This window comes from Rhizobium sp. Root1334, assembly GCF_001426665.1.
GTDB lineage: Bacteria > Pseudomonadota > Alphaproteobacteria > Rhizobiales > Rhizobiaceae > Pararhizobium.
This window is the reverse complement of record NZ_LMEY01000015.1, coordinates 1-25,821: the sequence shown is the minus strand read 5'-3', so window position 1 is coordinate 25,821 and position 25,821 is coordinate 1. Positions and strand designations below refer to the sequence as shown.

Annotated in this window: 25 protein-coding genes and 1 pseudogene; 4 read left to right on the top strand and 22 right to left on the bottom strand. The window is 59.4% G+C overall.

What is annotated here, in order from left to right:
- Window positions 1-34: 34 nt before the first annotated feature.
- From ASD36_RS31510 to ASD36_RS17780, 7 genes are all read right to left on the bottom strand, one after another.
- Window positions 35-478 carry a hypothetical protein gene (locus ASD36_RS31510; RefSeq protein WP_244489856.1) on the bottom strand — a complete coding sequence of 148 codons (444 nt, stop codon included), beginning with the start codon at window positions 476-478 and terminating at the stop codon, window positions 35-37.
- A gap of 464 nt (window positions 479-942) precedes the next feature.
- Window positions 943-1,362 (bottom strand): sulfatase-like hydrolase/transferase, encoded by a 420-nt coding sequence (locus ASD36_RS31715; RefSeq protein WP_277996006.1) that lies wholly within the window; start codon window positions 1,360-1,362, stop codon window positions 943-945.
- A 5-nt stretch (window positions 1,363-1,367) separates the two neighbouring features.
- A complete protein-coding gene (locus ASD36_RS31710; protein WP_277996005.1) occupies window positions 1,368-1,955 on the bottom strand; it encodes a sulfatase-like hydrolase/transferase in 588 nt (195 codons plus the stop codon).
- 373 nt (window positions 1,956-2,328) lie between these two features.
- Window positions 2,329-3,720, bottom strand: a complete 1,392-nt coding sequence (locus ASD36_RS17795; RefSeq protein ID WP_082562833.1) for an IS701 family transposase — start codon at window positions 3,718-3,720, stop codon at window positions 2,329-2,331.
- 289 nt (window positions 3,721-4,009) lie between these two features.
- A complete protein-coding gene (locus ASD36_RS17790) occupies window positions 4,010-5,155 on the bottom strand; it encodes a site-specific integrase (protein ID WP_060510632.1) in 1,146 nt (381 codons plus the stop codon).
- A complete protein-coding gene (locus tag ASD36_RS17785; protein WP_060510630.1) occupies window positions 5,152-5,556 on the bottom strand; it encodes a type II toxin-antitoxin system VapC family toxin in 405 nt (134 codons plus the stop codon). Before ASD36_RS17785 ends, ASD36_RS17790 begins: the two co-directional genes overlap by 4 nt.
- The gene (locus ASD36_RS17780; RefSeq protein WP_060510628.1) at window positions 5,553-5,810 is read right to left on the bottom strand and encodes a type II toxin-antitoxin system VapB family antitoxin; all 258 of its coding nucleotides are present in this window, start codon (window positions 5,808-5,810) and stop codon (window positions 5,553-5,555) included. The genes ASD36_RS17785 and ASD36_RS17780 overlap by 4 nt, the downstream gene beginning before the upstream one ends.
- Window positions 5,811-6,465: 655 nt before the next feature.
- Between ASD36_RS17780 and ASD36_RS17775 the strand changes: the two genes are divergently transcribed.
- The gene (locus ASD36_RS17775) at window positions 6,466-7,422 is read left to right on the top strand and encodes a sugar-binding domain-containing protein (protein WP_060510626.1); all 957 of its coding nucleotides are present in this window, start codon (window positions 6,466-6,468) and stop codon (window positions 7,420-7,422) included.
- A 6-nt stretch (window positions 7,423-7,428) separates the two neighbouring features.
- On the opposite strand, the gene dhaL is transcribed toward ASD36_RS17775, so the two are convergent.
- The 15 genes and pseudogenes from dhaL to ASD36_RS17705 form a co-directional block, all read right to left on the bottom strand.
- Window positions 7,429-9,195: a dihydroxyacetone kinase subunit DhaL gene (dhaL, locus tag ASD36_RS17770; RefSeq protein WP_060510624.1), complete on the bottom strand. Its 1,767-nt coding sequence runs from the start codon at window positions 9,193-9,195 to the stop codon at window positions 7,429-7,431.
- 37 nt (window positions 9,196-9,232) lie between these two features.
- Window positions 9,233-10,195, bottom strand: a complete 963-nt coding sequence (locus tag ASD36_RS17765; protein WP_060510622.1) for an ABC transporter permease — start codon at window positions 10,193-10,195, stop codon at window positions 9,233-9,235.
- Window positions 10,185-11,684, bottom strand: a complete 1,500-nt coding sequence (locus ASD36_RS17760; protein WP_060510620.1) for a sugar ABC transporter ATP-binding protein — start codon at window positions 11,682-11,684, stop codon at window positions 10,185-10,187. The genes ASD36_RS17765 and ASD36_RS17760 overlap by 11 nt, the downstream gene beginning before the upstream one ends.
- 76 nt (window positions 11,685-11,760) lie before the next feature.
- Complete coding sequence (locus ASD36_RS17755) at window positions 11,761-12,708, bottom strand: substrate-binding domain-containing protein (RefSeq protein WP_060501562.1); 948 nt, start codon at window positions 12,706-12,708, stop codon at window positions 11,761-11,763.
- 260 nt (window positions 12,709-12,968) lie between these two features.
- Window positions 12,969-13,218: pseudogene (locus ASD36_RS31500) on the bottom strand (aspartate aminotransferase family protein); the annotation flags it as partial.
- Between the two features lie 360 nt (window positions 13,219-13,578).
- On the bottom strand, window positions 13,579-13,977 hold the full coding sequence (locus ASD36_RS17750) for a hypothetical protein (protein ID WP_156393885.1): 399 nt from the start codon (window positions 13,975-13,977) through the stop codon (window positions 13,579-13,581).
- Between the two features lie 415 nt (window positions 13,978-14,392).
- Entirely contained in the window at window positions 14,393-15,466 is a 1,074-nt protein-coding gene (locus tag ASD36_RS17745; RefSeq protein WP_112834638.1) for a saccharopine dehydrogenase C-terminal domain-containing protein, read from the bottom strand.
- Between the two features lie 7 nt (window positions 15,467-15,473).
- Window positions 15,474-16,247: an amino acid ABC transporter ATP-binding protein gene (locus ASD36_RS17740; RefSeq protein ID WP_277996004.1), complete on the bottom strand. Its 774-nt coding sequence runs from the start codon at window positions 16,245-16,247 to the stop codon at window positions 15,474-15,476.
- Window positions 16,248-16,266: 19 nt separating this feature from the next.
- Window positions 16,267-16,932 (bottom strand): amino acid ABC transporter permease, encoded by a 666-nt coding sequence (locus tag ASD36_RS17735; RefSeq protein WP_060510615.1) that lies wholly within the window; start codon window positions 16,930-16,932, stop codon window positions 16,267-16,269.
- Window positions 16,933-17,121: 189 nt separating this feature from the next.
- A complete protein-coding gene (gene dapA, locus ASD36_RS17730) occupies window positions 17,122-18,045 on the bottom strand; it encodes a 4-hydroxy-tetrahydrodipicolinate synthase (RefSeq protein WP_060510613.1) in 924 nt (307 codons plus the stop codon).
- Window positions 18,046-18,065: 20 nt separating this feature from the next.
- Complete coding sequence (locus ASD36_RS17725) at window positions 18,066-18,809, bottom strand: dihydrodipicolinate reductase C-terminal domain-containing protein (protein ID WP_060510610.1); 744 nt, start codon at window positions 18,807-18,809, stop codon at window positions 18,066-18,068.
- A 10-nt stretch (window positions 18,810-18,819) separates the two neighbouring features.
- The gene (locus tag ASD36_RS17720; protein ID WP_060510609.1) at window positions 18,820-20,217 is read right to left on the bottom strand and encodes an aldehyde dehydrogenase family protein; all 1,398 of its coding nucleotides are present in this window, start codon (window positions 20,215-20,217) and stop codon (window positions 18,820-18,822) included.
- 14 nt (window positions 20,218-20,231) lie between these two features.
- Window positions 20,232-21,572 carry an FAD-dependent oxidoreductase gene (locus tag ASD36_RS17715; protein ID WP_060510607.1) on the bottom strand — a complete coding sequence of 447 codons (1,341 nt, stop codon included), beginning with the start codon at window positions 21,570-21,572 and terminating at the stop codon, window positions 20,232-20,234.
- The gene (locus tag ASD36_RS17710; protein ID WP_060510604.1) at window positions 21,565-21,819 is read right to left on the bottom strand and encodes a 2Fe-2S iron-sulfur cluster-binding protein; all 255 of its coding nucleotides are present in this window, start codon (window positions 21,817-21,819) and stop codon (window positions 21,565-21,567) included. The genes ASD36_RS17715 and ASD36_RS17710 overlap by 8 nt, the downstream gene beginning before the upstream one ends.
- Complete coding sequence (locus ASD36_RS17705) at window positions 21,816-23,048, bottom strand: FAD-binding oxidoreductase (RefSeq protein ID WP_244489855.1); 1,233 nt, start codon at window positions 23,046-23,048, stop codon at window positions 21,816-21,818. The genes ASD36_RS17710 and ASD36_RS17705 overlap by 4 nt, the downstream gene beginning before the upstream one ends.
- A gap of 94 nt (window positions 23,049-23,142) precedes the next feature.
- On the opposite strand from ASD36_RS17705, the gene ASD36_RS17700 reads away from it, so the two are divergent.
- The 3 genes from ASD36_RS17700 (at window position 23,143) to ASD36_RS17690 (ending at window position 25,592) form a co-directional block, all read left to right on the top strand.
- Entirely contained in the window at window positions 23,143-24,066 is a 924-nt protein-coding gene (locus tag ASD36_RS17700) for a LysR family transcriptional regulator (protein WP_060510602.1), read from the top strand.
- A gap of 167 nt (window positions 24,067-24,233) precedes the next feature.
- Window positions 24,234-25,058, top strand: coding sequence for a transporter substrate-binding domain-containing protein (locus tag ASD36_RS17695; RefSeq protein WP_060510600.1), 825 nt, complete (start codon window positions 24,234-24,236; stop codon window positions 25,056-25,058).
- Between the two features lie 204 nt (window positions 25,059-25,262).
- Complete coding sequence (locus ASD36_RS17690) at window positions 25,263-25,592, top strand: transposase (protein ID WP_244489854.1); 330 nt, start codon at window positions 25,263-25,265, stop codon at window positions 25,590-25,592.
- Window positions 25,593-25,821: the final 229 nt, after the last annotated feature.

Here is a 25,821-nt window from a genome sequence, read left to right as displayed (position 1 = left end):
TTACAAGCCGGCGCACGCCACGGCCCACGGTTCATCAATAAGCGGGGGTTGCCAGATGTTGGTGATATTGGTGCACCAGTTCCACCCGCACCTGATCAATCTTGCCATCGAACTCGAACGGCCCCTTGTCAAAGTATGTTTGCGAGACTGGTGATCCGAGATCAGCACCGACATCGAAGGTTTCCGTCGCGGTGAACGCAACCGGTACCGTCCGCTTGACAAGGGTTTTCGCCGCCTCTTTCCCGTCAACCTTGATAAGCACGTCGGCTGGGCCGCCGGGTTTCGGGATTGTGGTCGATATCTCGATATCGTGCGTTCCGGTGGGAAGCTTGCCTGTCCTCACCTGGTAGTTCTCGATGATCATCATGTTGTATTCGTAAACGAGGTGCCCGTCCTGCATATAGAGGGAAAGCCCGCCTCCGGCCCCTCCGACGGCATAGAGAACGCCGTTCGCGGCCTCTCCAATCTGAACTTTCATCTGGACCCTGGTGCTTTGCCGTCCAATACCTGGCGCGGCGAACTCCGACGTTCGCCGTGTCGTCTGGCTGAAGGTCCATGTGTCGTAATCCGACTTTATGCGGTCCTGCGGATGAACTACCGGCTCCGATGGGGAAGTCGTTGTTGTCTTCCGCCACCTTTAGGAAACGCGCCTTCAGTTCTTCCAGCTTCGCCGGATTGGCTTTCGCAAGGTCCGTCGACTGCGAAAAGTCCGACTTCAAATCATAGAGTTCCCACTCATCCTTGGCTGAGTCCCAGCCGGCGAGACGGCTGGCCGAGGCCGGCGTGTCCCAAGGGAGGAAGGGACCGGGTACATCTGCGAACCAGCCGCCGAGGTAGAGGCCACGGCTGCCGTTGTTGTCAAAAAATTGCTCGTACTTCTTCGTCGCGGAATGGGCATCGGCAAACGTATAGGCAAGGCTGGTTCCATCGATCGGCAGTTGGTTATAGCCGTTGACCCTTTGGTGGTTCGATCTTCAGGATTTCGTAGATCGTCGGAGCAATATCGACAACATGATGGAACTGTTGACGGAACTTGCCGTCATGCTGGATGTGCCCCGGCCACGAAACCACCATCGGATTCGGCGCCCCGCCAAAATAGGACCCCATCAGTTTCGTGCCTTTGAACGGCGTGCCTCCGGCCCAAGCCCAGCCTGCATGGTACATGTTGTCGGTATTGCCGGTGCCGAGCGCGTCGAGACCGCCTATCCGGTTTAGGGCTTCGATCTGCTGCTCGACGGTGTTGTCGATGTTGTTTTGCGCGAGCAGTTCGCTGATCGATCCACGTTGGCCCTCGGCACTGGAGCCGTTGTCGCCGAAGACGTAGAAGAGCAGCGTATTATCGCGCAGGCCACGGCTTTCCATGCCCGTTATGAGGCGGCCGACCTGGGTGTCCGTATATGTTCGACATAACCCGCTAACACTTCCATCAGCCGCTCCTGGAACGGTCGCTGGGCGTCTGGGATGCTGTCCCAGGAATCCATCGTCGGATCGCGCTCGGTGAGTTTCGTCCCGGCCGGGATCACGCCCATCTCAAGCTGACGCTTGTAAGTCCGATCCCGGTACGCATCCCAACCACTGTCGAACTTGCCCTTGTACTTGTCAGCCCACTCCGGAAAGACGTGATGGGGACCGTGAACGCCGCCTGGGGCCCAGTACATCATGAAGGGTTTCTTTGGGTCGTACGCCCGGTAGTCGTCGAGCCACTTCAGCGCCTTGTCGACAAGGTCTTCGGTCAGATGATACTTTGGGTCGCCGCGGGGTGGCTCGACCGCGTCGAAATTCTCCGTCAGCCGGGGTTCCCACTGCGACGTCTCGCCGCCCAGAAACCCGTAGAAATACTCAAACCCGTAGGCATTGGGCCAGCGATCCTTGGGGCCGATCGACGTCGTCTCGGTCGCGGGCGTGTTGTGCCACTTGCCGAACGCCGATGTATGGTAGCCATAGTTCTTCAGCACCTCGGCGATCGTGGCAGCCGTCTTCGGGATGACACCCGTGTAGCCGTCGAATGCGACCGCGCGCTCTGCGATCGTGCCTGACCCGACGCGGGTAGGCTAAGATCCGGCGAGCGCGATCACGTTATCGCGGTATTCGATCAAAATAGCCTTGCTTACGACGTCGTAAATGATGGTGGCTGAGTTTCCTGCCATGCGTAACTCGCTTCAATGCAGCACCGTGAGAAAGCCGCAGTGAAAGCCGGCGAGCAGTTCCCAGCGTGACATACGGATAGGCCAATGCAATTGTTCCACCCGCTGCCCAAATACGCCAGGACTTTAGCCCCCGCTATTTGCGACGGGAGCCTAATCTTACTGCGTCACAAGTTTGTGGATTTTAGCGGGCATTGTCCTGGTGCAGCATGGACATCGCTGAAGGCTGCGACTGAGTGCGACGGTCAAGTGCCTTCGGACGGTGGCGATCGAATTTGGCGCGTGGCGTTCGGGTCGGATCGGGGGATCCGCGGGGTCGATAACCTTGGGGAACGGCAGGTTCCGGGCGGTCTTTGGTTTTGGTCGGCGCTGATGGGGGAATCGCCTCCCTTTGGGAGATGAGGAATCCGTAAGCGGCGATGCAGAGGCTTGCATGATGATGGAAACCGCGCCAGCCGCGCCCCTCATAATGGCCGAGCCCGAGTTCCTGCTTGAGTTCTTGATAGTCGCGCTCGATACGCCAGCGCAGTTTGGCGGTGCTGACGAGCTTTGCGAGCGAAGCGTCGGCGGCAAGTGTGGACAGCCAATATTTGAGCGGCTCGGCATCGCCCTCGGGCCATTCGATCAGCAGCCATTCCTCGGCGCGGGGCGTTGTGAGATTATAATCCCTGGACGCCGGCCTCACGCGTACAGCGGCGAACCGAGAGCCGAGGTCAGTGTTCGTTCCTTCCCGCCAGGCAATGGTCTGCCAGGCATCTTGCGGCAGTTCCTGAGCCAACGCCTTGGCCGATACCGGGCTGTGCTCGGGGCTGCGGCGCATCAGCGAGGTTGGTCGCCCCTTTCCGCGCCAAGGCTTGGGCGGCAATGGTCCCTCGCCGGGTCGCCAGACACTGAGTGTCGGTTGCACGCCCACGACATAGTCGAGACCGAGTGCCGACAGGCCGGTGCGGAATGCGCCGTCCGCGCCATAGCCGGCGTCTGCCAACACTACGCCGGGTGCAACTCCGGCCACTTGAGCGGCGCGGATCTGGTCGAGCGCGATTGCGGGCTTGGTCTGGAACGCAACGCTGTCAGGGATCTTCGCCTTGCGCCGCCGTTCGGGATCATCGGCCCAGATCTCCGGCAAATACAGCCGGTAGGCGATCGGCAAGCTCGCCGCAACGTTGGCGATCGAGAGGCTAACCGCGACCTGGCAGTTGTCCTGCTTGCCGAGCTGGCCGCAATATTGCCGCGCAACCCCGACCGAATTCCTGCCCTTCTTGGGAAAGCCCGTATCGTCCACGATCCACGCCTCAATCGGTCCATGCCGCTCGATCTGCGGCAGCACCAGGTCGCCAACCCGCGCCAGAAGTGCCTCGTCCGACCACGGCGCTTGGCCGACGAAATGCAGGAGCGATTGATGCTTGGACGATACTCGCGCTGGCGCTGTTATCGCTGCGAGTGGCTCGACACTCTTGCGGTCCATCGGCAGCATTAGTCCGAGGCAGTAATCGTTGAGCGGCTCCGCCCGATCGGCGTGGCCGATCACATCGACCAGCCTATGGACATAATCCGCAAAGGCTGCTTCACTTCCCATGCTCACGCCATTCATCTCAGCTTTCTCCTGCTGACCACGAATCGATTACGCTAGCACATCGTGGCCCAGCCCGAATCTCCGGATTTTGTGACTCAGTAAGACTAAAGTCCTGGGTACTCAAATGCAGGGTCCGCACCCGGCATGATTGTTATGTCACACCGATCCACGGTTGTGTGAGAAGTCGAGTATTAGGTTATCTAGTAGGGTTAAACCCAGACGATCTCGGCTTAGATTATGACTGAGATGCGCAAGCCTGATGATTGATGATCGCTGGCTTTGCAGCAAGGTTTCATGAGAGCAGGCGGGCAGCTTTTCCACTGCGTTGCGTTGCATTGTTGTAGTAGCCTGACGCCTGTTGCAAAGAGCGATGTTTGGACTGCTCCATCGCCTCGGGCAGGGGAACGCCGCGATCGGCGGCCTCCGTGAGATAACCCGACCGAAGACCATGCGCGGAAAATTCACTCGGATCGAGACCGGCCATTCCGGCCCGCAGCTTGACGATATCATTGATCGCCTTCGGATCGAGCGGCCGGCGGGAGACGTTTCCCCAGCGATCGATGCCGCGAAAGACGCTGCCATATTCGATCTTTGCCGCGGTAAGCCAGGCATTGAGCGCCTCGACGGGGCGACCTGTCAGATAGACGATTTCATCGTCTTCCGTCCCGCTGGTCTTGGTGCGGCCGAGATGGATCGACAGGGAGGGCAGGGGAGGGTCGTCCTCGACAGAGACCGGCTGCTCGACAGTCAATTGCTCTCTCCTCAGCCCAGCAATCTCGCTCCGCCGACGGCCGCCGGATGCGAAGCCCAGCATCAGGATTGCCCGGTCGCGCAGATCACGAAGTTCGGCGCGGGCACAGGTGGCGAGCATTTTCGCGAGGACATCGCCGGTGACAGCCTTGGCGCTCTTGCGCCGCCGTTTGCGCGGCGTGGCGCGAACGGCGAGGCGGATGGCGGACTTGACGGCGGGGGAGGAAAACAGGCCGTCGAGCCCCCGCCATTTCGTCAGCGTTGACCAACTGGCCAACCGGCGCTGCACCGTCGCCGGTGCATGCGGTCCGTCGTTTCGCAAGAAGCCCTGCTCACGAAGGCTGCGTTCAACGTCCGGCGGCATGCCGTGATCCGGATTGAGCTCTCGCTGCGCCCGATCCCACAGGTGATGGGCAACGAATTTGAGCAGCAGTGCTTCCGGCGCCGGCCATGGCAGGGCATTATGGGTGGCGGCGAGCGACCAGGCCTGCAGGTAAGCCAAGTCCGAGGTCAAGGCCCTGAGTGTGTTGTCGCCCATGCCTTCGTTGACCAGATGCCGCAGCGTCTCAACATCCTGGTCGGTCGGCAGCTCCGCCAGCTCGTCACGCCGCTCGATCGGCAGCACGGCGGCGATCGTATCAAGTTCGTGAGCACGGCGATCGACAGGATTTCGTCCGGCGCTTTTCATGTCATCGACGACGCGGGATGGAGTTTCAGATCCGTCTGCCCGAAATCGTGCCCTTTGAACAAGAGCGGCGCCTTGGCGATAGCGGCGATGGCGTAAGAGTAGCAGTCGCCCATGTTGAGGCTGGCCGGATGGCGGCCCTTACCAAACTGGTCAAATGCCTTCTCAGCGGCGTGATAGTGACGCTCTCCGAACGCCACTGCGGTCACGTTTGGCAGAGCAACGAGTTGCTCAATGATTGCCGAAGGGTTGGAAAAACCCCTTCCGGCGAGCACCATTCTGGTTTCCAGAAGCGTCGGCCAGCCAATAACAATTTCCTCGCGGGTGACGAGCGAATGAAAGCGCTCGGCTTCAGGTTCACGCAACGAAGTCGCCAGGATCACCGACGTATCGATGGCGATCATTTCGGCAGGCCGAATTCGTCGTAGAAATCGTCATGGGCGGATGTGGTGCCTGGGGGCACGGATCGGCGGCCTTCCGCCATCAGGTCCCAGAGAGCGTCACCGGGCGTTTTCGCCGGCTCGTCGCTCAGCTCTCGTTCATAACGCTCAAGCGCCAGCTCGACGAGCCGGTTGATCGGCTGGCCGGTGCGACGGGACAGTGCGTGGGCCAGATCGCGGGCCTTGCTGCTGCGAATGGAGAGCTGCGGTTCGGACATGGTGAGCCTCATCGGATTTCTGTGTCCAAGATAGCGATCGCGTACCGAGATGGCAAGGAGTTTGACGAAAGATGGCTTATTTCCGATAAACGATAGTTATCGGTGGTGAGCGATCGCGGAGGACTGAGTAACATGTCACGGACAATAAATGTGTTGCCGCATGATCGCCGCCGGAGTTGACAAGCGGATTTGAGGCCAAATTTCGCCAGCCGTTCCAACACTGTCTGAAACGACATTTCGACCCCGCGTTCGGCACGCAGGTCTTCGACATCGCGAAACTCAGCGGAACTCAATAATAAAGCCAATCGGCATCGGCGATAATCGCCGCTAGAAAACGACGGCGGTGGTAACGGGTAAGCGGTTTTTCGGTCATGCTAGCCAAATATCACCTCGATCGTCGTCCAACCATCGACAGGTCGGTTATGTTGACGGTGCGGTGCAGGGCGGTTTCGAGTATTCAATTGAGGGTGGCGCAATCGATGGCAACTTTTGTATGCTGAATAATCCAGAAAAGCTTGTGACAAACCCTTTCAACACAATTCACTCCCCGCAATCCGGTGATTTAAGGGACGGTGACGTAAGTTGCTAAGCTGGAGTTGCCTGCCTTACCCGAACTCGTTATTCGAAGAATGCGTGATTAGGAGTGTGCTGGTTAATGCCAAATCAATCGGAATTTCTAGACGACGATCTAGAGAGGGCCCGTGTCGCCTGGCTCTATTTCATCGGCGGACAGACCCAGCAGGAAATCGCTCAACGCATGAACATCACGCGTTTGAAGGTCAACAAGATCATCGGCCAGGTGCGTGATTCCGGCAGCGTGCAAGTGAGGGTTTCTCTGCCTCTGACAGACTGCATTGATCTGGCGGAAAAGGTATCCGCACGTTATGGACTCAGAGATGCCGTCGTCGTGCCGGATCTGGATGATTATCTCGAGCAGAAGCGCGTCATTGGGGAAGCGGCCGGAGCGCTTGCGAGTGAACTCATCGAAGATCGAGACATGGGGGTCGGCATCGGTTCCGGGCGAACCTTGAGCTTCGCCGTTCGCGCTCTTCGCGCCCGGCCGAGGACCGAGAGCTGGGTCGTGGGGCTCACCGGCGGCGTTACCAGCGGGTCATCGACCAACACTTTCGAGGTGGCGACGGCCTTTGCTCGCGCACTCGGCATCGAATGTCACTATCTGACAGCGCCGATCTATTGCGCCAATCCCGAAAGTCGCAACGCCCTATTACTCAATGACGAGTTGACTGACGTCCTTGCGCGTACGGAGATCGCCGATGTGGGCATCGTTTCCTGTGGTTCGCTAGCGCAGGACACCTCGCTCACCCAGATCCGCGTCGTGAAGGACAATCTCGATACAGTGCTGAAACGTGGCGCAGTGGGTGAGTTCATGGGATGGTTTCTGGACGCGCGTGGTCAGGCGATCGATCATTTCCTGAATGAATCGATTATTGCGCTTCCGCCGGACAAGCTCAAACTCAAGCCGATTTCCGTGCTGGTCTCTGGCGGAATCCGTAAGATTCCGATCATCCGCGCCATTCTTCGCGCCGGCTACGTCAACCGGCTGGTTACCAATGAAGGTGTTGCGCGGGCCCTCCTGCAAGGCCCGCGCTGATATCGGTCAGACGAGTGCCTTCTCAAGTGCCGCCGACATGGCGCGCAGCGTGAGAAAGGTCGAGGCAGCACCGGGGTCAATATGGCCAACGGAGCGCTCGCCGAGCTTGGCGGAACGGCCGCGGCGTGATTCCAGCGCAGCCGTTGCCTTCATACCCGCCTCGCCGCCGTCTCTTGCCGCGACCAGCACAGCAAGCGAGGAGCCACCATTGGCGGCGGCCTTTGCCGCGGCTTCGACGGCAGGCACCCATGCATCGATCATCGTCTTGTCGCCAGGTTCGGCCCGGCCACGGTCGCGAATGCCCTGGCAGGCGGCGTTCAGCCATTCCGCCATGCCGACGCCATCGAGATTGAGACGGTTGCCGACCGCCGTGCCCGCGCGCAGGAATGCCGTGGCATACAGCGGGCCGGAGGAAGCGCCGACGGCATCCAGAAACGCTTTTGCCATACGCTTGCAGATTGATTCGATCGTCTCGTCTTCTTGGGCATCCTTCAAAGCCAGTTGCACTGCTTTCCAGCCTATTTCCATAGTAATGCCGTGGTCGCCGTCGCCGATCACGCCATCGAGTTCAGAAAGCCAGTTCTTCTCGGCGATGATTTGCTCGCCGACCGTGTGCATCATCGCTTTGAAAATCGCAGGGGTCACGTCGCCTTCGGTGATGAGGATACGCGGCTTCTCTTGGGACGGCGCTGCGCCTTCAGCAGGTTTGGCTGTCTGGCGGTTACGTGAAGGGGTACCGCGGGTCTTCTCGAAAGCGCCGACGACGAGAGCCTGGGTGTGGCAGGGATGATCCAGCAGCGCCTGCAGCGTGTCATCAAGCTTGATCAGCGTAACCGACGCGCCGGCCATTTCCAGAGATGTCGCGTATTCGCCGACCCAAGAGGCATGGATCTCGACGCCATGTGCATCCAGCCGCTGCTTGACGCGGCGGAAGATGATATAGAGCTCGATTTGCGAGGTCGCACCGAGACCATTGACCAGAACCGCAACCCGTTCACCCGCCTTGACCTGAAGTTCCTTCAGAATGGCATCGACAAGCTCATCGGTGACTTCATCGGCTGTTGCGAGCTGCTGGCGGCGAATGCCAGGCTCGCCGTGGAGCCCCATGCCGATTTCCATCTCGTCGTTGCCGATCGTGAAATTGGGTTTGCCTGTCTGCGGCAGCGAACAGGGGCTGAGCGCGACACCCATGGAACGGGTGGCATCGTTTGCGGCATGAGCAAGCGCCTCGACGCGCGCCAGCGGTTCACCAAGGTCGGCGGCGGCACCGGCGATCTTGAAGACGAAGAAGTCGCCGGCAATACCGCGGCGTTCGGACTTGCGGTCGATCGGAGCGGAGGCAACATCGTCGGCAACAGCCACATGACGCACGGGAATGCCGACCTGCTCTAGCTCTTCCGCTGCCATGGTAAAGTTGAGAACGTCACCGGTGTAGTTGCCGTAGAGCATCACGATACCGACGCCGCCATCCACGGCGCGAGCCGCTTCGACAATGTGCGACGGGGAGGGGGAAGCGAAGATGTTGCCGACAGCCGCGGCATCGGCAAGACCACGGCCGACGTAGCCGGCGAAGGCAGGCTCATGGCCTGATCCGCCGCCAACGACGATACCGACCTTGCCATCACGCGGACCATCGACTGCAACGACCGCGCGGCCGGTTTCCCCCTCGACGCGCAATATGTCCGGATGGGCGCCGACCATGCCCTCGATCATCTCAGCGACGATGTTTTCCGGCGCGTTGATCAGTTTCTTGGTTTTGACTTCCTGGTTCATTCTTTTTTCTTTCGTCAGAGCGAAGCAGCCGGATGCGTCAAGCGTCGCGACGGAGATAGCGGCGGGAAATGGCGTCGAAGGAAATGGCGAGTACGACGATCGCGCCCGAAACTATACCCTGCCAGTAGGGCGAGACACCGAAGAGCACGATGATGTTTTCGATGATGGCGATGATGCCAGCACCGAAGATGGCCCCGATCGGGCTGCCGATGCCACCGGTCGTGGCGACGCCGCCGATGACCGAAGCTGCGATGGGAGCCAGCACCCAGGTCTCGCCGATCGACGGTTGCGCCGTGCCGAGACGGGCGACCATCAGTACGCCGGCCAGGGCAGCGATCGCGCCGGCGACTCCGAAGACTAGTAGGCGAACTTTGTCGACCTTGATGCCGAGCATGCGGGCGCCGGCTTGGTTGTTGCCGATCGCATACATGTAGCGACCGAAGGGCGTCTTCAGCATGACGAAGGTGGCGACGGCGAGCGCGACGAGCATGATCACGAAGGGTACGGGCATGCCGAGGAAATCGCCACGGCCCAGATAATGCAAGTTCTTCGGGATGCCGGTGATCGCGACGCCGCGTGTAAGAACAAGGTTGGCGCCACCGAAGATGCCGGCTGTGCCGATGGTCAGGACCAGCGAGTGAAGCCGCAGCACTGTCACCAGAAGGCCGTTGAGAAGGCCCAGAAACGCGCCGAGCAAGATCGCGAGAAACATCGCTGAATAGGGCTCAAGCCCGAGCCGCACCATAAGGATTCCGGAAATGACGCCACACAGGCCACCGATCACGCCGAGCGACAGGTCAAGTTCGCCAAGCACCATCAGCATGGACTGTGCGATTGTGATAAGGCCGACGAAGGCGAGACCGCGCGCAATAACCGAGAGGTTATAGGGCGTGAGAAAATAGGGGGAGATCAGCGCCGAGAGCGTGAAGATGACAGCGAGCGCGACGAAAACGCCGGCAAGCGGGCTGCGCGTCAGGAGGGACAGGGAATTAGTTTGCATCGGCTTTCACCTCCGTGCCGAAAATGGCGCCTACGAGTGTTTCATTGTTCGTTCCGGCGGTGTCGAATGCGCCGGTGATGCGACCATGGTGCATCGTGATGATGCGGCTGGCGCACTTCTTGAGTTCGTCGAGTTCCGAGGAAACGAGAATGACGCCGACGCCTTCTTCGGCCAGACCCTTCATGATCCTGTAGATCTCGGTCTTGGTCCGGATGTCGATGCCCTTCGTCGGCTCGTCGAAGATCAGCACGCGCGGCCGTGTCGCCATGGCTCTGCCAATGATGGCCTTCTGCTGGTTGCCGCCGGACAACTGCGAGATGCGCTTGCCCATGCCTGACGTGCGGATGCCGTAGTCGTCGATGATCTTCTGGACGGCCTCGCGCTCCCGCCCGCCGCTGATGCCGAGGGAACCCCTGGTCAGCGACAGGATGGAAATCCCGATGTTTTCGCGCAGCGAAAGCAGCGGGAAGATGCCGTGATGCTTGCGTTCTTCCGAGAGGTAGAGCATGCCGCCATCGACCGACGAGGCCGTATCGTTGAGCGTCCAGGGCTTTCCCTCGACCGTCACAGTGCCTGCCTTGGCTTTCAGGAAACCGAAAATCGTCTGCATGATTTCCGAGCGGCCGGCGCCGACGAGGCCGGCAAAGCCAAGAATTTCTCCACGGCGCAACTCGAAATTGACATCCCGGAAGCGGGAGCCGGAAAGGCCGCGCACCGTCATGATCGTGTCGGTGGCAACACCTTGGGGGCGGAAATGGTCGTCAAAAGCGATGTCGCGGCCGGACATGGCGCGGATCAGATCCGCTTCGGAAATATCGGCGATCTTGCCACTTTCGATCTTTTCGCCATTGCGCAGCACGGTGTAGTTGTCGCCGATGGAGAAGACTTCGTCCATCTTGTGGCTGATGAAGACGATGGCGTGGTCGCGGTCGAGCAGGCCCCGGATGACCTTGAAGACCCGGTCTACCTCGACGCGCGTCAGGGATGACGTCGGTTCGTCGAGAATAAGCACCTTCATATCCGCGTTGGTACAGGCGCGGGCGATCTGGAGGAGTTGCTGGTCGGAGACCGAGATATTTGCCACGAGCTCGCGCGGGTCTGCCTCGATGCCGAACCGTTCAAGATAGCTGCGAGCCTCCTCGACGAGAGCACTGCGGTTTACGAGAAGCCCGCCGTGACCTGTCCGGCTGAACGGCATAAACAAGTTCTCTGCAACGCTCATCTGCGGAAAGAGATTGAGCTCCTGAGGAACGTAGGCGACATTCTTGTAAAGAGCGGGATCGTCGACAGGGTTGCGGCCATCGATCAGGATATCGCCGCGCGAAGCCCGGTCGGTGCCGGTCAGGATCTTTACGAGAGTGGATTTGCCGGCACCGTTCTCGCCCGCGAAAATGTGCGTGCGGCCAAGTTCGATCGAAAGATCGACCCCGTTGAGTGCGGTGACGCCGGGAAAATCCCGGCCAAGGCCGCGGGTTTCAAGATAAGCCATGGGGCACCTCAGCGTCGTAGTGAGATGGAAGAGGCACGGGAATCCCGTGCCTCACGGCAGGTCCGGTCTTACCGGATCACTTGCCTACGTTTTCCTTGGTGAGGAAAGCGTTGCCGGTGTCGAGGTAACCCGGCACCTTGGCACCCGTTGCCTGCGCCCAGAGCAACATGACTGACCAATAGCCCTGCAGTTCCGGCTGCGAGGCCGACGAGCTGTCAGCAACGCCGTCGCGGATCATGTCGAGCATTTCCGGCAGGTTGTCGAGCCCAACGAGAGTAACCTTGCCCTGCTTGCCGGCTTCGACGATCGCCTGGCCGATACCGATCGGGCCGGCGGCATCGGATGCGACCCAACCCTTGAGGTTCGGGTTTGATTGCATGATGGCGGCTGCCTGCTGCTGCGCCGTCTCGATGCTGTCATTGTCGATGCCTTCTGCAACAACCTTGATGCCTGGATGTTCGGCAAAGATCTGGCGGTGGCATTCGGCGCGGATCGAGTGGTTCGGCGCGGTCGGAACGCCCTGCATGATGGCGACTTCGCCTTCACCGCCGAGAACCTCGACGAGGCGACGAGCGGCAATCTTCGCCTGCTCGCAGAAGTCCGAACCAATATAGGGAATAGCCATGCCTTCCGGGGGAATAGAATCGAAAATGACCAGAGGGATATTCTGGTTCTGTGCTTCTTCGAGTGAAGCGCGGTTGCCCGAGGGATCGAGCAGGTCGAGCGCCAGTCCATCGGGTTGCGTCGCAAGGGCGCTGTCAATGATCTGGTTCTGCTGAACGACGTCCGCGGACTGCGGTGCGGAATAGATGACTTCGACGCTGGAGCCGGTCTGAGCCTTGATGGCCGCGGCCGCGGCCTGCGCGCCTTCATTCACCTTGTCGAACCACGGATGCACGACCTTCGGTACGACGACAAAGCGGTATGCGTCTTTCTTGATGGTGCCTTGCGCATCCTGAGCAGACGCTGTGACAGGCAGGGCAAGCGCGGTGGCGCATGCCAGCAATATGGCGAGTTTCTTCATGCTGATCTCCCTTGAGCTAGGCGAGGTCTCCTCCCGCCTGGACGGTGCGCGAGGGCTTCGAATGGATCTGGGTCCGGAAAATTCAAAGCCTGCGAGATGCAGATACATATGTAATGCTAAAAATACAAGAGTAAATCGAATCCTCGCTTCAGCTTTCGCAATGGACTGTACGTCTCATAGACACTCATCTGCACGGTCCCGCGAGCCACCGGCAATTAAATAGGTCTGCAAGTTCCCATGCGGTGGTTATCCGGCCCCATTCATTTCAAGTCTTGCCCGAGAACGGCTTTCGCAGGGCCGGCTGTTGCCTTGACGACGATGTCGGCATCCTCGCGGATGAGGCAGAGCGGGGGGCCAAAGGCCGGATATCGCCCTGCGTCATGGCGCGACCGACGCCTCGCTTTAGTAGGGCGGCAGGGCCTGCGGGCCGATTTTCTTGACGGGGTCGAAAAAGGCGCGGTCGCCTTTCTCTGCGACGAATTCGATGGCGGCTATCAGGCCGTCGTCACGCCGCCAGGAACGGGGCGCGAACTGAGATTGGCGCTGAATATACCGACGACAAAACGCGCCTGGAAACTTAGCGCGCCGTAGGTTCAATCATAGTTGCGCTCACCGCCGACGTTGTCGCGCGATTGCTCATGGACCCCAATCAAGCGCCTCCGCCTGTTTTCGCGAACTACATAGCCGATGCCGCTGCGCCCCGTGATAACAACCCTCGCGTCACGAGCGTCTCCACGGCCACGAAATTCTTGACTACTGACCACGGGGCGGAGGAACGAGTTTCGTGTGGTCCATATCATCTCGTGCCAGAAAGAGGAGAAACCCATGCCGGCGGAGAGACGCTTTGACGTAGCATTAGTTGATCGCCGTCTAATCGCGTGAGGCAAGGCAGGGGTCGAGGACCGCGTGTTTACGATCTTGGATTTCCAACGCGCCCGTCAGAACGACGTGATCGCCTGTCCTCATGCCATTGTCGGAATAGGTGACGCACATCACGCGAATTTCGGTGTCCGGACAGACTGCAAGATACCAGAGGACCTTGTCGGTATGCACGAGCGTAAGCGGACCGGAGATCCAAAGGTCAACCCGATCCCGCTGTGGCTGGAAGCCATCCAGTGTCTGTTTGATGGTTTCGCAGGTCGCAATTTCAAGCGGGGTCCCCTCTGGCTCGGCGAGCCCTGGCCGCCCAACGTAAAGTGCCTCTTGCGAAAATGCCCGATTGCCGAGCCCCGACAAGCTGACGGCTGCCCATGTCGCAACTATCGTCATCGGTCGTATGGTCCTATACATCCAGAAGCCGGCGATATTTCGCCGCCGTGTCCGTCGTTGATCAAGCCAGTTAAGCATCAATAGTTCTCCTCCCAGAATGTCTGGTCTGCCAGCTTCTCTAGGAAATCAAAATGGCGAGAATATCATTGCAATGGAAGCATGCTGCGGGGCTCATGACCTTGGTTGACTTTTCGCAGCATGAGGACACGAAGTGCGACTGATGTCACCCAAGTACGTTCGCACTACCGGTTTGGCATCAAACCGTCACGACGATCTTGCCGAATTGTTCGTTCAATTCCCAAGCAGCCTGAGATCTATCATTCGTTCACGTCTACCGTATGATTTCGAGCAGCTCTTGTTCCAGCCCCATCCGCACTCCGACACGACCGGAATGGACCCGGCTATTGCAGCGTGGTCACGAGAGCAAGGGTCCGAGGAAGGGCTCCCTGAGCAAGGACTTCGTGTCGAAGCGATGATGCGCCACAAAACCGCTGGGCTCAATGTCGCCTCGACTCAGCATCGACAGCAGGGTTGCTGCGTAACCGGTTGCGACGGAGGTCAGCGCATTGAATGGACCCACGACGTGGTTCGGTGAGAACTGATGGCAGATCGTCCGTTCGGTCGGTTTTCGGCCACGCAGGCCGCGGGCGGTGATGACAAGAAGCAGAACGTCATCCTCGATGACTGGCAGGCCGTTGTACAGGAGAGACTTTAGCATGTCCCGACGATGGCGAAGTCCAAGATCGTCGAGCAGAAAGCGCATATATTCAAGGTGCCCGGGATAGCGAATGGTCTTGATTGTCACGTTCTTTGGGGAGGCCTGCGAAAATATTGAGAGATCCTCGACACCACCTGACGTGATGAATTCCTCGTAGGTGACGCCGCCGATGATAATCTGGCCGTATTCTTCAAGCGGAGATATCCACACCGGCTTTCCGTCGCGAACGGCAGCGCTGGGCCGGGTGTACTCGCTGATCAGTCCGTCGACATTCCAGATCTGGCCGTAGCCAAGCCGGTTTGTTGGATACTGTGGAACGGAACCGACACGAATGGTCAAGTCTGTTGCGGATACAAAAGACGCAAGCAGACCCCAGGCGACATTTTCGATGATCCCAGGTGACACACCACAGCCGTTAAAAACGGCGCGATGCTGAGCCAAAGGCTCGAGTATCTCCAGCGTCCCCGGTTTGGCGCCAACGAAATCGAGATAATGCACGCCCGCTCGCGCCGCAGCCCGGGCGATTTCATTAATCGCGGCCTCCGGCACGGCCGCAACCGCAACATTCTGGCCCAGCAGGACCGCCTGCAGATCGTCGGGATGGCTTAAAACGCGCGCTTTCGCTCTCGTTTGCATCGCCCGCACGCGATCGAGCGCGCCCTCCGATCGGTCGACGATCGTAACCGAGAAGCTTTCCGTTCTTGCCAATGCAACGGCGAGCGCCGTACCGATTTCGCCCGCCCCGAATATGCACACATTCAATTTCTTCACGTCGCGCTTATCCATTGAATCGCGCCACGAAGCCCTGAAGTCTTGGGTTTTTCGGGTTGAGGATAACATCTTCGGCGGAGCCGGTCTCAGCGATCACACCCTGATCGAGGAAAAGGATGCGGGTTGCAACGTCGGCTGCGAACGCCATTTCGTGTGTGACGATCGCCATTGTCATACCCTTATCGGCAAGACCACGAATGACGGACAGCACCTCGCCGACAAGTTCCGGGTCGAGCGCGCTGGTGACTTCGTCAAGCAACAGCACCTCGGGTTCCATGGCGAGCGCGCGGGCAATCGCGACACGTTGTTTCTGCCCACCTGATAGATGGTTCGGATATGCGGAGTGCTTCTCGGCCAGGCCGACCTGGGAGAGCAAATCCATTGCCAGTTCCTCCGCCTCTTTCCGAGTCCGCCTGCAAACGATGATCGGCCCCTCGGTAACGTTTTGTAGAACCGTCTTGTGCGGAAAAAGATTGAAGTGCTGGAACACCATGCCAACATGGCGGCGCAATGTGCCAATGCCGATCTCCTCGCCCTTGTCGGCGAACCTTCTGCTGACGGATTTTTCTCGGAACCGGATTGTTCCCTGTGTCGGTGTTTCCATCATGTTGAGACAACGAATGAAGGTAGACTTGCCTGAACCGGACGGGCCGATCAGCGCGACCACCTCTCCCCGTGCCAGACTGAGGTCGAGCCCTTTAAGGACTTCATGTGTGCCATAGCTTTTGCGCAGGCTGATGGCTTCGATCACGGGGGCGTTCATTTCGGGATTGAGTGTCATGTTCGTGCATCCGTTTCCGTTAGTCGCTGACCTTGAGGCGTCGCTCGATCCAGTCCGCGGCCTGGGTCAGCGGCAGCAACATCGCGATGTAGAGACCAGCCATCAAAGTGTAGGATTCGAGCGGCCTGTACGTCTGTCCGTTAACCACAGCCGCCATGTAGGCGAGGTCCGCCACCGAGATGACCGAAACAAGAGAGGTGTTCTTGAATTGGATAACGGATTGATTGATGAATGATGGCAGCACGCGTTTCATGGCCTGTGGCAGAATAATCCGGTACATGGATTGCCAAGAACTCATACCGATCGCAGCTGCGGCCTCATGTTGTCCCTTGTCGATCGATACGATGCCTCCACGAAAAATTTCGGCGTAGAATGCGCCGACATAGAGCGACAGCGTCAGCAAGGCCGCAACGCGGTTGTCGATCGAACCGCCGATGAGCAGCGGGAAAGCATAATAGAACCACAAAAGCTGGACGAGTAGAGGCGTGCAGCGGAACATTTCCTGATAAACGCGGGCAATGGCATTGACGCCCCACAGGCCCGACAGCCGGGCCGCGCACGTCAAGAATCCGATTACAACGCCAAATAGGATGGACCCGAAGGTATAGATGATCGTGATCCAAAGCCCCCAGAGGAAGAGGTCCCAGGACTGCAAGACAGCATGAAAATCCCAATTGTAATTCATTACACCCCCCCCGCTTGACCGCTCGGACAGGCCGCGGATTTGTCATTCGTCCGGGAACACCGGTGTTGGCCGTGGTGGGCTTTCATTTTATTCCCCTGGTCATTTTTGCCGATCCCCGACAGAACTGGGATCGGCAGTTGATAGTCGTACGCCCGTTTCTAACGGGCAATGCAAAGCTGATGCACGCGCTTAGCGATTTTCTTGGAAGACGGCAGTGGCTGAAGCGAAGCGGACGAGGATGCCGCCAAGGCGTTCAAGATTGGCAGGCGAGACCGGCACCATCGGCAACCGCATTTCCGCGCCGGCGAGTTTGGAGAGCGCCAATGCCGTCTTGACGGGTGCGGGATTGGATTCGATGAACATGCCGTCAGTGAGTTCGGCGATGAGCTCGTGCAGCGCCAATGCACGCGCCATGTCACCATTTTGCCAGGCTTCAACCAGTTGAACCATTTCGCGCGGCGCAACATTGGCGACCACGCTGGTCACCCCGACAGCACCGAGTGAGAGAAATGGCAGCGTCAGGGCATCGTCGCCGGAATGGATGATCAACCGATCGCCGCAAGCCGAACGAAGCTGGGTGACGCGGGTGGCAGATCCGCCAGCTTCCTTGATAGCAACGATATTCTCATGACGATCTATTAGAGCGGCACAGGTTTCCGGGGTAATCTCCACGCCGCAGCGCCCAGGCACGGAGTAAAGCATGATGGGCAGCGACGTAGCGCTTGCTGCAGCGCTGTAGTGGGCGATCAGCCCGTCCTGGGTTGGTCTGTTATAGTATGGGGTAACGATTAGGACGGCATCGGCACCCGCCTTTTCTGCCCGCTGCACTTTTCCGATGGTCGCTCTCGTGTCGTTGCCACCGGCGCCTGCCATTGTCAGGACGCGGCCGGCCGACAGTTCAACGGTCCGGGCAATCAAAGCATTAGCCTCATCATCGGAAAGGGTCGCAGCTTCACCCGTCGTGCCGACCGGAACAAGGCCCGCGACACCGGCGCTGATCTGCCGCTCAACAAGGGCATCAAACGCAGCGTAATCAACTTCGCCGTTCTTGAACGGCGTGACGAGGGCGGTAAAGACACCGTTGAACCGGTGGCCGAGGCTCTGCTTGGTCATTGTCATATTCCTCTCTATTATCAAACGTTAAGGCAATCAGCGAGGCTATAGAGCCTGGCGGGGCGCCGTCTGGAAACCAGCCATTGCGCAGCCGCAAGCGCGCCCACAGCATAGGCACCGAGCGTATGAACGCGGTAGGTGAACACAGCTTCGGCAGTACCCATATCGAACCGGATTTCATTCACCCCGACGGTATCGCCTTCGCGGTGAACAGCGATGACCGGTTCAGGCGCGGCAAAACCCATCGCACGGCTACGTGCCTCGAAAAGTTCGGTGGCAAGCAGGCGCGACGTGCCGGATGGATCGGCCTTCTTGCGTGCGTGATAGGTTTCGCTGACGGTCGCGTCGGCATCCGGGGCACTCTGAGCGAAATCAACGGCCGCTTTCCGGAACACTTCGAAACCATGGGCAAAATTGGCGCTCAACAGCAACGGCCGGTGTGCACTGAACGCGGCCAGCCGCACATTCTCTTCAGGCGAGAATCCGGTGGTGCCAATCACGAACGGGATCGCCTTGCTGCCGATATCCTGTTGCAGCGCGAGGCTCGCGGCCGGGGTCGAAAAATCAATGATGACGTCGCAATGGCTTCGCATCGCGGCATCCGCCGAACGGTACTCGATGCTGCCACCGGCGACCGGCGAACCGATCCTCCCTGATTTCGGAGAAACCAGCGCTGAAGCAAGCTCCAGCCCCGGGTTGGCGAGGATGACCTCGACGAGCCGGGTACCGACACGGCCTGAGGCCCCCATAATGGCTATTCGCATAACCCGCTCCTCAGTCGATCACGACCTTTGGCTCCGACATTTCGCGAAGAGCGATGCGAACACCTTCGCGACCGAGGCCGGAGCGCTTGACGCCGCCGAAGGGCACATGTTCTGCACGGAAGTCCGGGCCTTCGTTGATCATCACGCCACCGACGACCAAATCACGCGAGAAGGCTTTGATCAGCGCATGGTCGTTGGTAAAGACTCCCGCCTGCAGCCCGTAGGACCCGGCATTGACCTCGGCTATCGCGGCGTGAGGATCTGTAAAGCTGCGGATCGCGATAATCGGACCGAAAGTTTCGTCGGTAATGACCGGTGCATCGGCGGCGACATTGGCAATCACAGTCGGTGCGAAAACCGTGCCGTCGTGCGTGCCGCCCGCCAACAACTGGCCGGCATTGTTGGAAATTGTAGCGTTGACGCGCTCGGCGACAATGCGTGCAGCAGCCAGATCGATGACAGTGCCCATGTCGGTGTCTTCGCGCGCCGGATCGCCGAACTCGACGGCATCGACCGAGGCAAGCAACTTTTCGACGAAGGCCTTCTCGATATCCTTGTGCAAGTAGAGCTTCTTGACGGCAGCGCAGCTTTGGCCGGCGATCTCGAACCGGTGCCCGATCGTCGTTGCAACAGCCTTGTCGAGGTCTGCGTCAGGCAAGACGAAGAGCGGGTCGTTGCCACCAAGCTCCATCAGGCATCGTACCAGCCCGCTGGCATTCTTCAATGCAAGGCCTGCGGCCGGGCCGCCGGTAAAGGAGAGGAGATCAATCGGGGAAGCGGCAAGCGAGAGGGCGGCGTCCGCCGTGCCGTGTACAATCTGGAACAGATCGGCTGGCCAGCCGGCCTTCAGCGCCAGTTTGCGCAAACGCGCGGCGGCAAGGGGAGCCTTTGGAGACGGCTTGGCGACCACCGCGTTTCCGGCAGCAATCGCCGGCCCAACCTTGTGGCAAAGAAGATTGAGTGGGTAGTTGAACGGCGTGATGGCACCGACCACACCGACAGGTTCATAGGTGATCGTTGCAAGCCGTTCCGCGCCACCTTCGACAATCGCGCAATGAAGCGCTTCCCCATCGAGGAAGGTTGCCGCATCCCCGGAGAGTTTCAGCGTGTTCTGGGCCCGACGCACCTCGTTGCGAGCCTCGCGAATGGTCTTGCCCACCTCATTGGAGATTATCCGGGCCAGGTCCTCTGCGTCCGCAGCAATCTCCGCGGCCAAAGCATTCAGCAGGGACCGGCGGACGGCGGGCGTGGAGCGCCTGAACTCCCACTGCGCGGCTTTGGCACGAACGACGGCTGCGTTGATCTCGGCTGCCGTATCGAAGCCAATTTCGCCGACCGGCGAACCATCGAACGGGTTGCGCACGAGAAAAGCGGCGGTGTGCGAAGCGATACGCTGGGTTTGCGGCATCTGGAAATTCCTTATCATTCGTGTTCTGTGCTGGTGGCGCGGGCGCCAGTCAGCGCGGCGATGGAAACGGGGCGTATGGGCCAGCGGCGGCCGGTCAGATCTTCTGCGACCGGAGCCGGCGCTTGCGGCCAGATTTCTGCCATGAGTGCTGCAGTGTTGGCAGCGCAGAACCGGCCCTGGCACAGCCCCATGGCGAACCGGCCATTGTGTTTGATTTCCCGTCCCGTCAGGCGATCTGCGCGCTCACAGAGACTACGCAGGTCTCCGACAGTCTTGCCTTCGCAGCGGCACAGGATTGTGTCGGCAGGAAGTGACGAGATCGGGCATGCGCCGCCAACCGGGGCAAAGAGCGTAGACAGGACTTCCTGCGCGCGGCGAGCGCGCTCGATTTTCACACACCCAAGATCTGCGCGCTCATGTCCACCTGATAAAATCTCTGCAACTGCTCGGCCCGCCCGGCGCCCGTCCGCTTCGGCTGCAAACGCACCAAGCGATTCCCGGCAATCGCCCGCTCGTAATATTACTGGCCCAGCAACGGACGTTGCCTTCTCATTTGGCAGGGCAAAATCATTCGGTCGTATCCCGTCGTGGAGGCCGATCCGGTCGACCGGGATTCGCTGTTCCCTGCCGTTTGCTCGTCGGACCACTGCAATGAGGCTTGTGTCATCCCGCTCGATCGCTGTGAGTTGTGAGGCGCGCATCCAAGGTATGCCGCGCAAATAGATTGTCCTGAGGTAGCCGAACGCTTCCCGCACGAGGGACATGTGGCCGAGCATTGAGAAACCAGCACCTGTACGACCAAGTGGATCGCCGGCCTCGACGATGGCCACCGGCGGATTGCCGAGACGGGCCATCTGAGCTGTCACGGCGATGAGAAGCGGACCGTTCCCGGCAAGCAAGACACGCCCCTTAGGTGCGCGTCCCGTCTCCTTCATCATCACCTGCAGACCACCGGCGGTCGAAACTTTGGCCATATGCCAGCCCGGTCGCGGCAGGACTTTTTCGACGGCGCCCGTTGCTACGATGACGGCTTTCGCCTGAAGACGTTCCACGCTGCAGGCGAGGCGGTTTTCGAACAGCACTAGCCCGTCCGCATCAACGCCAAGAAAGATAGAGCGGTAGCGAACAGGAATGCGAGCGGAAGCAAAATCGTCCGAAAGCGCACGCCAGCGAGCCTTGGGACCGGAAGCCTGGCTGATCGGCGCAACTCCTTTGATCGGCTGGCGATGAATGGCCCCCCCGAGGCTGTCGCGCTGTTCAACGACTTCAACGGCATAGCCGCAACCTGCCACCTCTATGGCCGCAGCAATTCCGGCAGGCCCTCCACCGATCACAATAACCTCAGGATCAATCACGACGGACCTCCATCGTTTCGACCGTCATCTCGCTCCTGGCCGGCGTGATGCAGGCTTCGCGAACAACGCCATCGATCCGCACGAGGCAGCATTGGCAGGCGCCAATACCGCAGAAATAGCGGGTTTCCTGACCGAGGGCGTCGGCGCCGAGGGTATAGACCCCGGCGGTTTCAAGAGCGCTGGCGACTGTTTCACCGTCGCGAAAAGGGATGCACTGTCCCATCCAGCCGAAAGCGCGAGAGGTCATAGTTTCTCTCCAGAACGTTCGAACCGGGAAGGGTCGAAAGGCGTGAGATCCACCTCCGGCGCCTCGCCGCAGATCAGTTGGACGATCGACTTGCCAGTCACCGGGCCAAGACAAATGCCGTCCCCCTCGAAGCCGGTCGCGATATAGGCATTGTCAAAACCCGGCATCCGGCCAACCAGTGGGAGACCGTCAACCACAGCGGTGCGCAGTCCCGAAAAGCTGCGCAGCAGGCGCAGTGAAGCCAGTCCAGGGACGAGTGCAACCGCTTCGGCCAGAATGCGGGAAACGGCATCGATGTCGTTGCTTTGCCGGTCGCCAAACTCCTCGCGTGTACCGCCGATCAAAAACTGTCCCGTCACAAGGGGGTCGATCACCAATCCAAGGCCACGCGCTGGGGTTGAGTTTGCCATCTTTTGCGTTCCCTTGCTGAGCAGATAGCGGCCTGACATGATCGCACCCGGCATGGCTGCATTGAGCCGGGGCGCACGCTCCGTCACCAGAAGTTGCCCCTTGCGCGGTGTCAGAACCCCCGCTGCATTCAGGAATTCGGCCGAACCGGTACCCGCTGCAATCACCACCGCATCGGCTTCAATCGTGCCACGGCGTGTTGAGACGCCGGTGACGGAACGCCCGCCCTTGGCAATGGCAAGCCCGTCAACTTTTGTGTTGCGATCAACGGTAATCTGGGCTGCTGTCAGCAAACGGTGGACGATCTGGTAGCCGATTGCATGGCCGTCGTCATGCACCTCGACGCCCAGTCTCGCTTTTAGCGAAAGTACCGGAAACCGCTGATGCAAGTTGGCGGCCGACAATGTGTCGACCCGAACTCCGACTGTCGCCAAGGCGGCTGAATGGGCTTCCAGAACGGCACATTCCTCATCCGACGCAGCAACGATGAAGGTCGAACGGTGCTTGAAGGCTCCGGCAAATACCCCCTCTTTCGCCAGGGTCGCGTAGAGCCTTACCCCCGACAATGCGGCTGCCATCATCGGGCCAGGCCGCTTGCTCGCAACAGAGACTGCGCCGTCAGCGGCACCTGTGGCTTCTGAAGCGGGAGCGGATGCATCAATCAGCTGAACAGCAACGCCGCGTTTGGCCAGAAAATAGGCCGTCGATGCTCCGACGATGCCGGCACCGATGACGATTGCGCTAAAGGGTGGGTGGAATTGCATTGCTTCGCGCCGGGCATTGTTGAACTGTCGGCCAACATTGACGTCTTCACGCATCATCCGTCGATACAAGATGACGGCCCTGCTTGTTCACGAATTTTGTATCCGCTAGAAAGCCCAGACCCCTTAAAAAAGAAGGAGGGGGACCCACGCCATGGCCGAGATCAGCCTCACACTCATCCAGACTTTTTATCAGGTCGCGCGCCACGGTTCGTTTTCCGGCGCAGCACGCGAGCTGAACTTGAGCTACCAATCAGCCGCCAACCACGTGCGGCGGCTGGAGCAGATTCTTCAGGCCAAGCTGATTGAATCCGATCAAGGGGCGAAACGCATTTCGCTGACGCCACGCGGCCGTACACTGTACAGCTTGCTGCATCCCGAACTCGACATCATGCTGGAGCGCTTGACCAAGCTCATCGAGAACCAGCGGTCGTCGCTGCGTGTCGGCATGCCCCAGGCGATCTTCTTCTACTTGTTCCCGAAGGTCCTCGCGCGGTTCCGCGAGATCTTTCCCGAGATGGAATTCACCGCTTATGAGCGCGACACCGTGCTTGCCGAACTTGTTAAGAACGGCAGTCTCGACGTCTGTATTTCCGAACGCTACTTCGGTGATCCGGTCGTGCCGCAGCGGTTATTGGGCAGCTATCGCCTCAGCCTCGTCTATCCACGCGCGTGGGGCTCTCCGCCTGACCAGCAGAATATACCGAGATGGGCGATGGACCGGCCCTTCATCACGTATGAGCCGGGTCAAACGTTACGGAACCTTGCAGTCGATTTCCTCGGCCGCGACGGTGCGGCTGTTCAACCGGTTATCTCCACCTCGGGAAGCTCAAGCGTCAAGCGTTGTGTCGAGGAAGGCCTCGGCTTCTCGATCATTCCGTCATGGTGCGTCGGACCGGAGGATTCGACTATCTACAGCGCCAAGCTCACCAACCTGCCGGAAGTCAGGGTTTACTTCGGCAATGCCGGCTTCCTGCAGAAACATCCCATGGTCCAGCAACTGTTCGACGACTGTCGCCGGGAACTGGTTGGCCCCGTGCTTGAACCGCCCCGCAGCGACGAATTGGCTGTGCCGTAGTTATAGGGCCGACATACAAGAAACGCCATAAGCAGCTGGAACTCTCTAGCATTGTTCTCGCTCAATTCACCGATAGGCTGACCTCGACCGCCGATCTGACGATCGAACGCAAAACGAGCGGCAAACGGATGTCAGAGAATATCCGGGGAACATAGGAGAACACACTGATGAACTTAATTTCGAAAATCTGCGGTGTAACCGCGTTGGCCCTAACCTTGCTTGGCACAACCGCGGCGGCCGGCACGATCGAAGACATCCGCGGCAGAGGCGTCCTGCGCATCCCCGCCATCCTCAATGAGGTCCCCTATTTCAGCAAGGATCCGCGCACCGGAGAATGGCAAGGCTTTGCGATCGACATGGCAAACGACATCGCCAAAACGCTCGACGTCAAGTTGGAGGTGGTCGAATCGAGCTGGTCGAACGCCATTCTCGATGTACAGAGCGGCAAGGTGGATATGGCCTTTGCCGTGACCGCGACACCGGTGCGCGCCATGTCGGTCTCCTTCTCGGATCCGACATACTACAACAGCTTCGTCCTGATCTCGGCCAAGGATGAGTTGAAGAACAAGACCTGGACCGAACTCAACGACCCGCAATACACGTTCGCGGTCGACTTGGGCTCTGCCCAGGATCTGATCACTCAGCAGTACCTGCCAAAAGCCAATGTGCTGCGCTTCAAGACCCGCGACGAAGCGATCGTCGCCGTCTCGACCGGCAAGGCTGACGGCCTTGTGAATACAATGCTGAACGGGCTTGTGATTTCCAAGAAGGCTGCAACGGTCGGTGCCGTAATGGTTCCAACACCAATCCTGTCCACGCCATCCGTCATTGCACTGAACTATGGCGGAGACGAAACCTTCAAGAGCTTCGTCTCCGCATGGGCAGAGTACAATCGCCGCATCGGCAACAACCAGACCTGGATTCTAAAGAGCCTTGAGCCCTTCGGAATTACCTTGGCGGATATGCCCGTGGGTTTCGGTTTCGGCGGTTAACTGTTGCGGTCCCTGAGCGACCTTCCCTTCTGAAGAGGGAAGGTCGTGATACTTGACCAAGATGTTGCGCTGTCTCCGACATCGAGGTCCGAATTTCAAAGCCGAGGATATTTTTTGGCAGCTGAAGCGTGTCGCACCTAACCAGATTCAGGATTCCTGTCTGTCCTGATTTGTGATTCACTTGCCCATGGAAGGGAAACCGCCATGGGCAAGCCGCATCCGATTGAGTTGCGTGCGCGTGTCGTTGCGTTTGTGGAAGAAGGCAATAGCAACCGCGAGGCTGCCCGGCATTTCCGGGAGTCGCCGCGGTTCGTCAACAACATGATGATCCTGCATCGATCGTCCGGCTCTCTGGCTCCGGCCCGGCAAAGCCATCCACCCGGCAGCAAGCTTTCTGCGCATGGTCAATGGATCAGCGAGTGGGTGTCGGGCTTTGGCGAGATCACGCTGGAGGAGCTCTGCGTCGAACTGGCTGAGCGGGGCATCGAGGTCCATCGGGCCAGGTCGGCCGGTTTTTGCACCGGCTTGGGGTGAGCAATAAAAAAAAGTCTCAGGGCAAGCGAACAGCGCAGGCCGGACATCGCCAAGGCGCGTGACCTCTGGATCAAGCGTCGAAAACGCTTCTTCAACATCGGCTTTAAGTCTTTCAGATCCGCAGTTGCAACGTAAGCGGGTAGGCCACCCCACGTAGCGCGGTAACGCAAGATCGCTCATCTTCGGCATGAATCATGCGGAGAAACCTATGAGCGACAGTGTGAATCAG

Excerpts from the sequence above, each read along its gene's own strand:
- ASD36_RS17695 (WP_060510600.1), top strand. The coding sequence starts at position 24,234 with ATGAACTTAATTTCGAAAATCTGCGGTGTAACCGCGTTGGCCCTAACC.
- dapA (WP_060510613.1), bottom strand. The coding sequence starts at position 18,045 with ATGACCAAGCAGAGCCTCGGCCACCGGTTCAACGGTGTCTTTACCGCC.
- ASD36_RS17785 (WP_060510630.1), bottom strand. The coding sequence starts at position 5,556 with ATGATCGCCATCGATACGTCGGTGATCCTGGCGACTTCGTTGCGTGAA.
- ASD36_RS17755 (WP_060501562.1), bottom strand. The coding sequence starts at position 12,708 with ATGAAGAAACTCGCCATATTGCTGGCATGCGCCACCGCGCTTGCCCTG.
- ASD36_RS17735 (WP_060510615.1), bottom strand. The coding sequence starts at position 16,932 with ATGAATTACAATTGGGATTTTCATGCTGTCTTGCAGTCCTGGGACCTC.
- ASD36_RS31510 (WP_244489856.1), bottom strand. The coding sequence starts at position 478 with ATGAAAGTTCAGATTGGAGAGGCCGCGAACGGCGTTCTCTATGCCGTC.
- ASD36_RS17765 (WP_060510622.1), bottom strand. The coding sequence starts at position 10,195 with ATGCAAACTAATTCCCTGTCCCTCCTGACGCGCAGCCCGCTTGCCGGC.
- ASD36_RS17775 (WP_060510626.1), top strand. The coding sequence starts at position 6,466 with ATGCCAAATCAATCGGAATTTCTAGACGACGATCTAGAGAGGGCCCGT.
- ASD36_RS17750 (WP_156393885.1), bottom strand. The coding sequence starts at position 13,977 with ATGACGATAGTTGCGACATGGGCAGCCGTCAGCTTGTCGGGGCTCGGC.
- ASD36_RS17780 (WP_060510628.1), bottom strand. The coding sequence starts at position 5,810 with ATGTCCGAACCGCAGCTCTCCATTCGCAGCAGCAAGGCCCGCGATCTG.
- ASD36_RS17720 (WP_060510609.1), bottom strand. The coding sequence starts at position 20,217 with ATGCCGCAAACCCAGCGTATCGCTTCGCACACCGCCGCTTTTCTCGTG.
- ASD36_RS17740 (WP_277996004.1), bottom strand. The coding sequence starts at position 16,247 with ATGACACTCAATCCCGAAATGAACGCCCCCGTGATCGAAGCCATCAGC.
- ASD36_RS17690 (WP_244489854.1), top strand. The coding sequence starts at position 25,263 with ATGGGCAAGCCGCATCCGATTGAGTTGCGTGCGCGTGTCGTTGCGTTT.
- ASD36_RS17705 (WP_244489855.1), bottom strand. The coding sequence starts at position 23,048 with ATGATGCGTGAAGACGTCAATGTTGGCCGACAGTTCAACAATGCCCGG.
- ASD36_RS17795 (WP_082562833.1), bottom strand. The coding sequence starts at position 3,720 with ATGGGAAGTGAAGCAGCCTTTGCGGATTATGTCCATAGGCTGGTCGAT.
- dhaL (WP_060510624.1), bottom strand. The coding sequence starts at position 9,195 with ATGAACCAGGAAGTCAAAACCAAGAAACTGATCAACGCGCCGGAAAAC.
- ASD36_RS31715 (WP_277996006.1), bottom strand. The coding sequence starts at position 1,362 with ATGGAAAGCCGTGGCCTGCGCGATAATACGCTGCTCTTCTACGTCTTC.
- ASD36_RS17725 (WP_060510610.1), bottom strand. The coding sequence starts at position 18,809 with ATGCGAATAGCCATTATGGGGGCCTCAGGCCGTGTCGGTACCCGGCTC.
- ASD36_RS17700 (WP_060510602.1), top strand. The coding sequence starts at position 23,143 with ATGGCCGAGATCAGCCTCACACTCATCCAGACTTTTTATCAGGTCGCG.
- ASD36_RS17710 (WP_060510604.1), bottom strand. The coding sequence starts at position 21,819 with ATGACCTCTCGCGCTTTCGGCTGGATGGGACAGTGCATCCCTTTTCGC.
- ASD36_RS17790 (WP_060510632.1), bottom strand. The coding sequence starts at position 5,155 with ATGAAAAGCGCCGGACGAAATCCTGTCGATCGCCGTGCTCACGAACTT.
- ASD36_RS17760 (WP_060510620.1), bottom strand. The coding sequence starts at position 11,684 with ATGGCTTATCTTGAAACCCGCGGCCTTGGCCGGGATTTTCCCGGCGTC.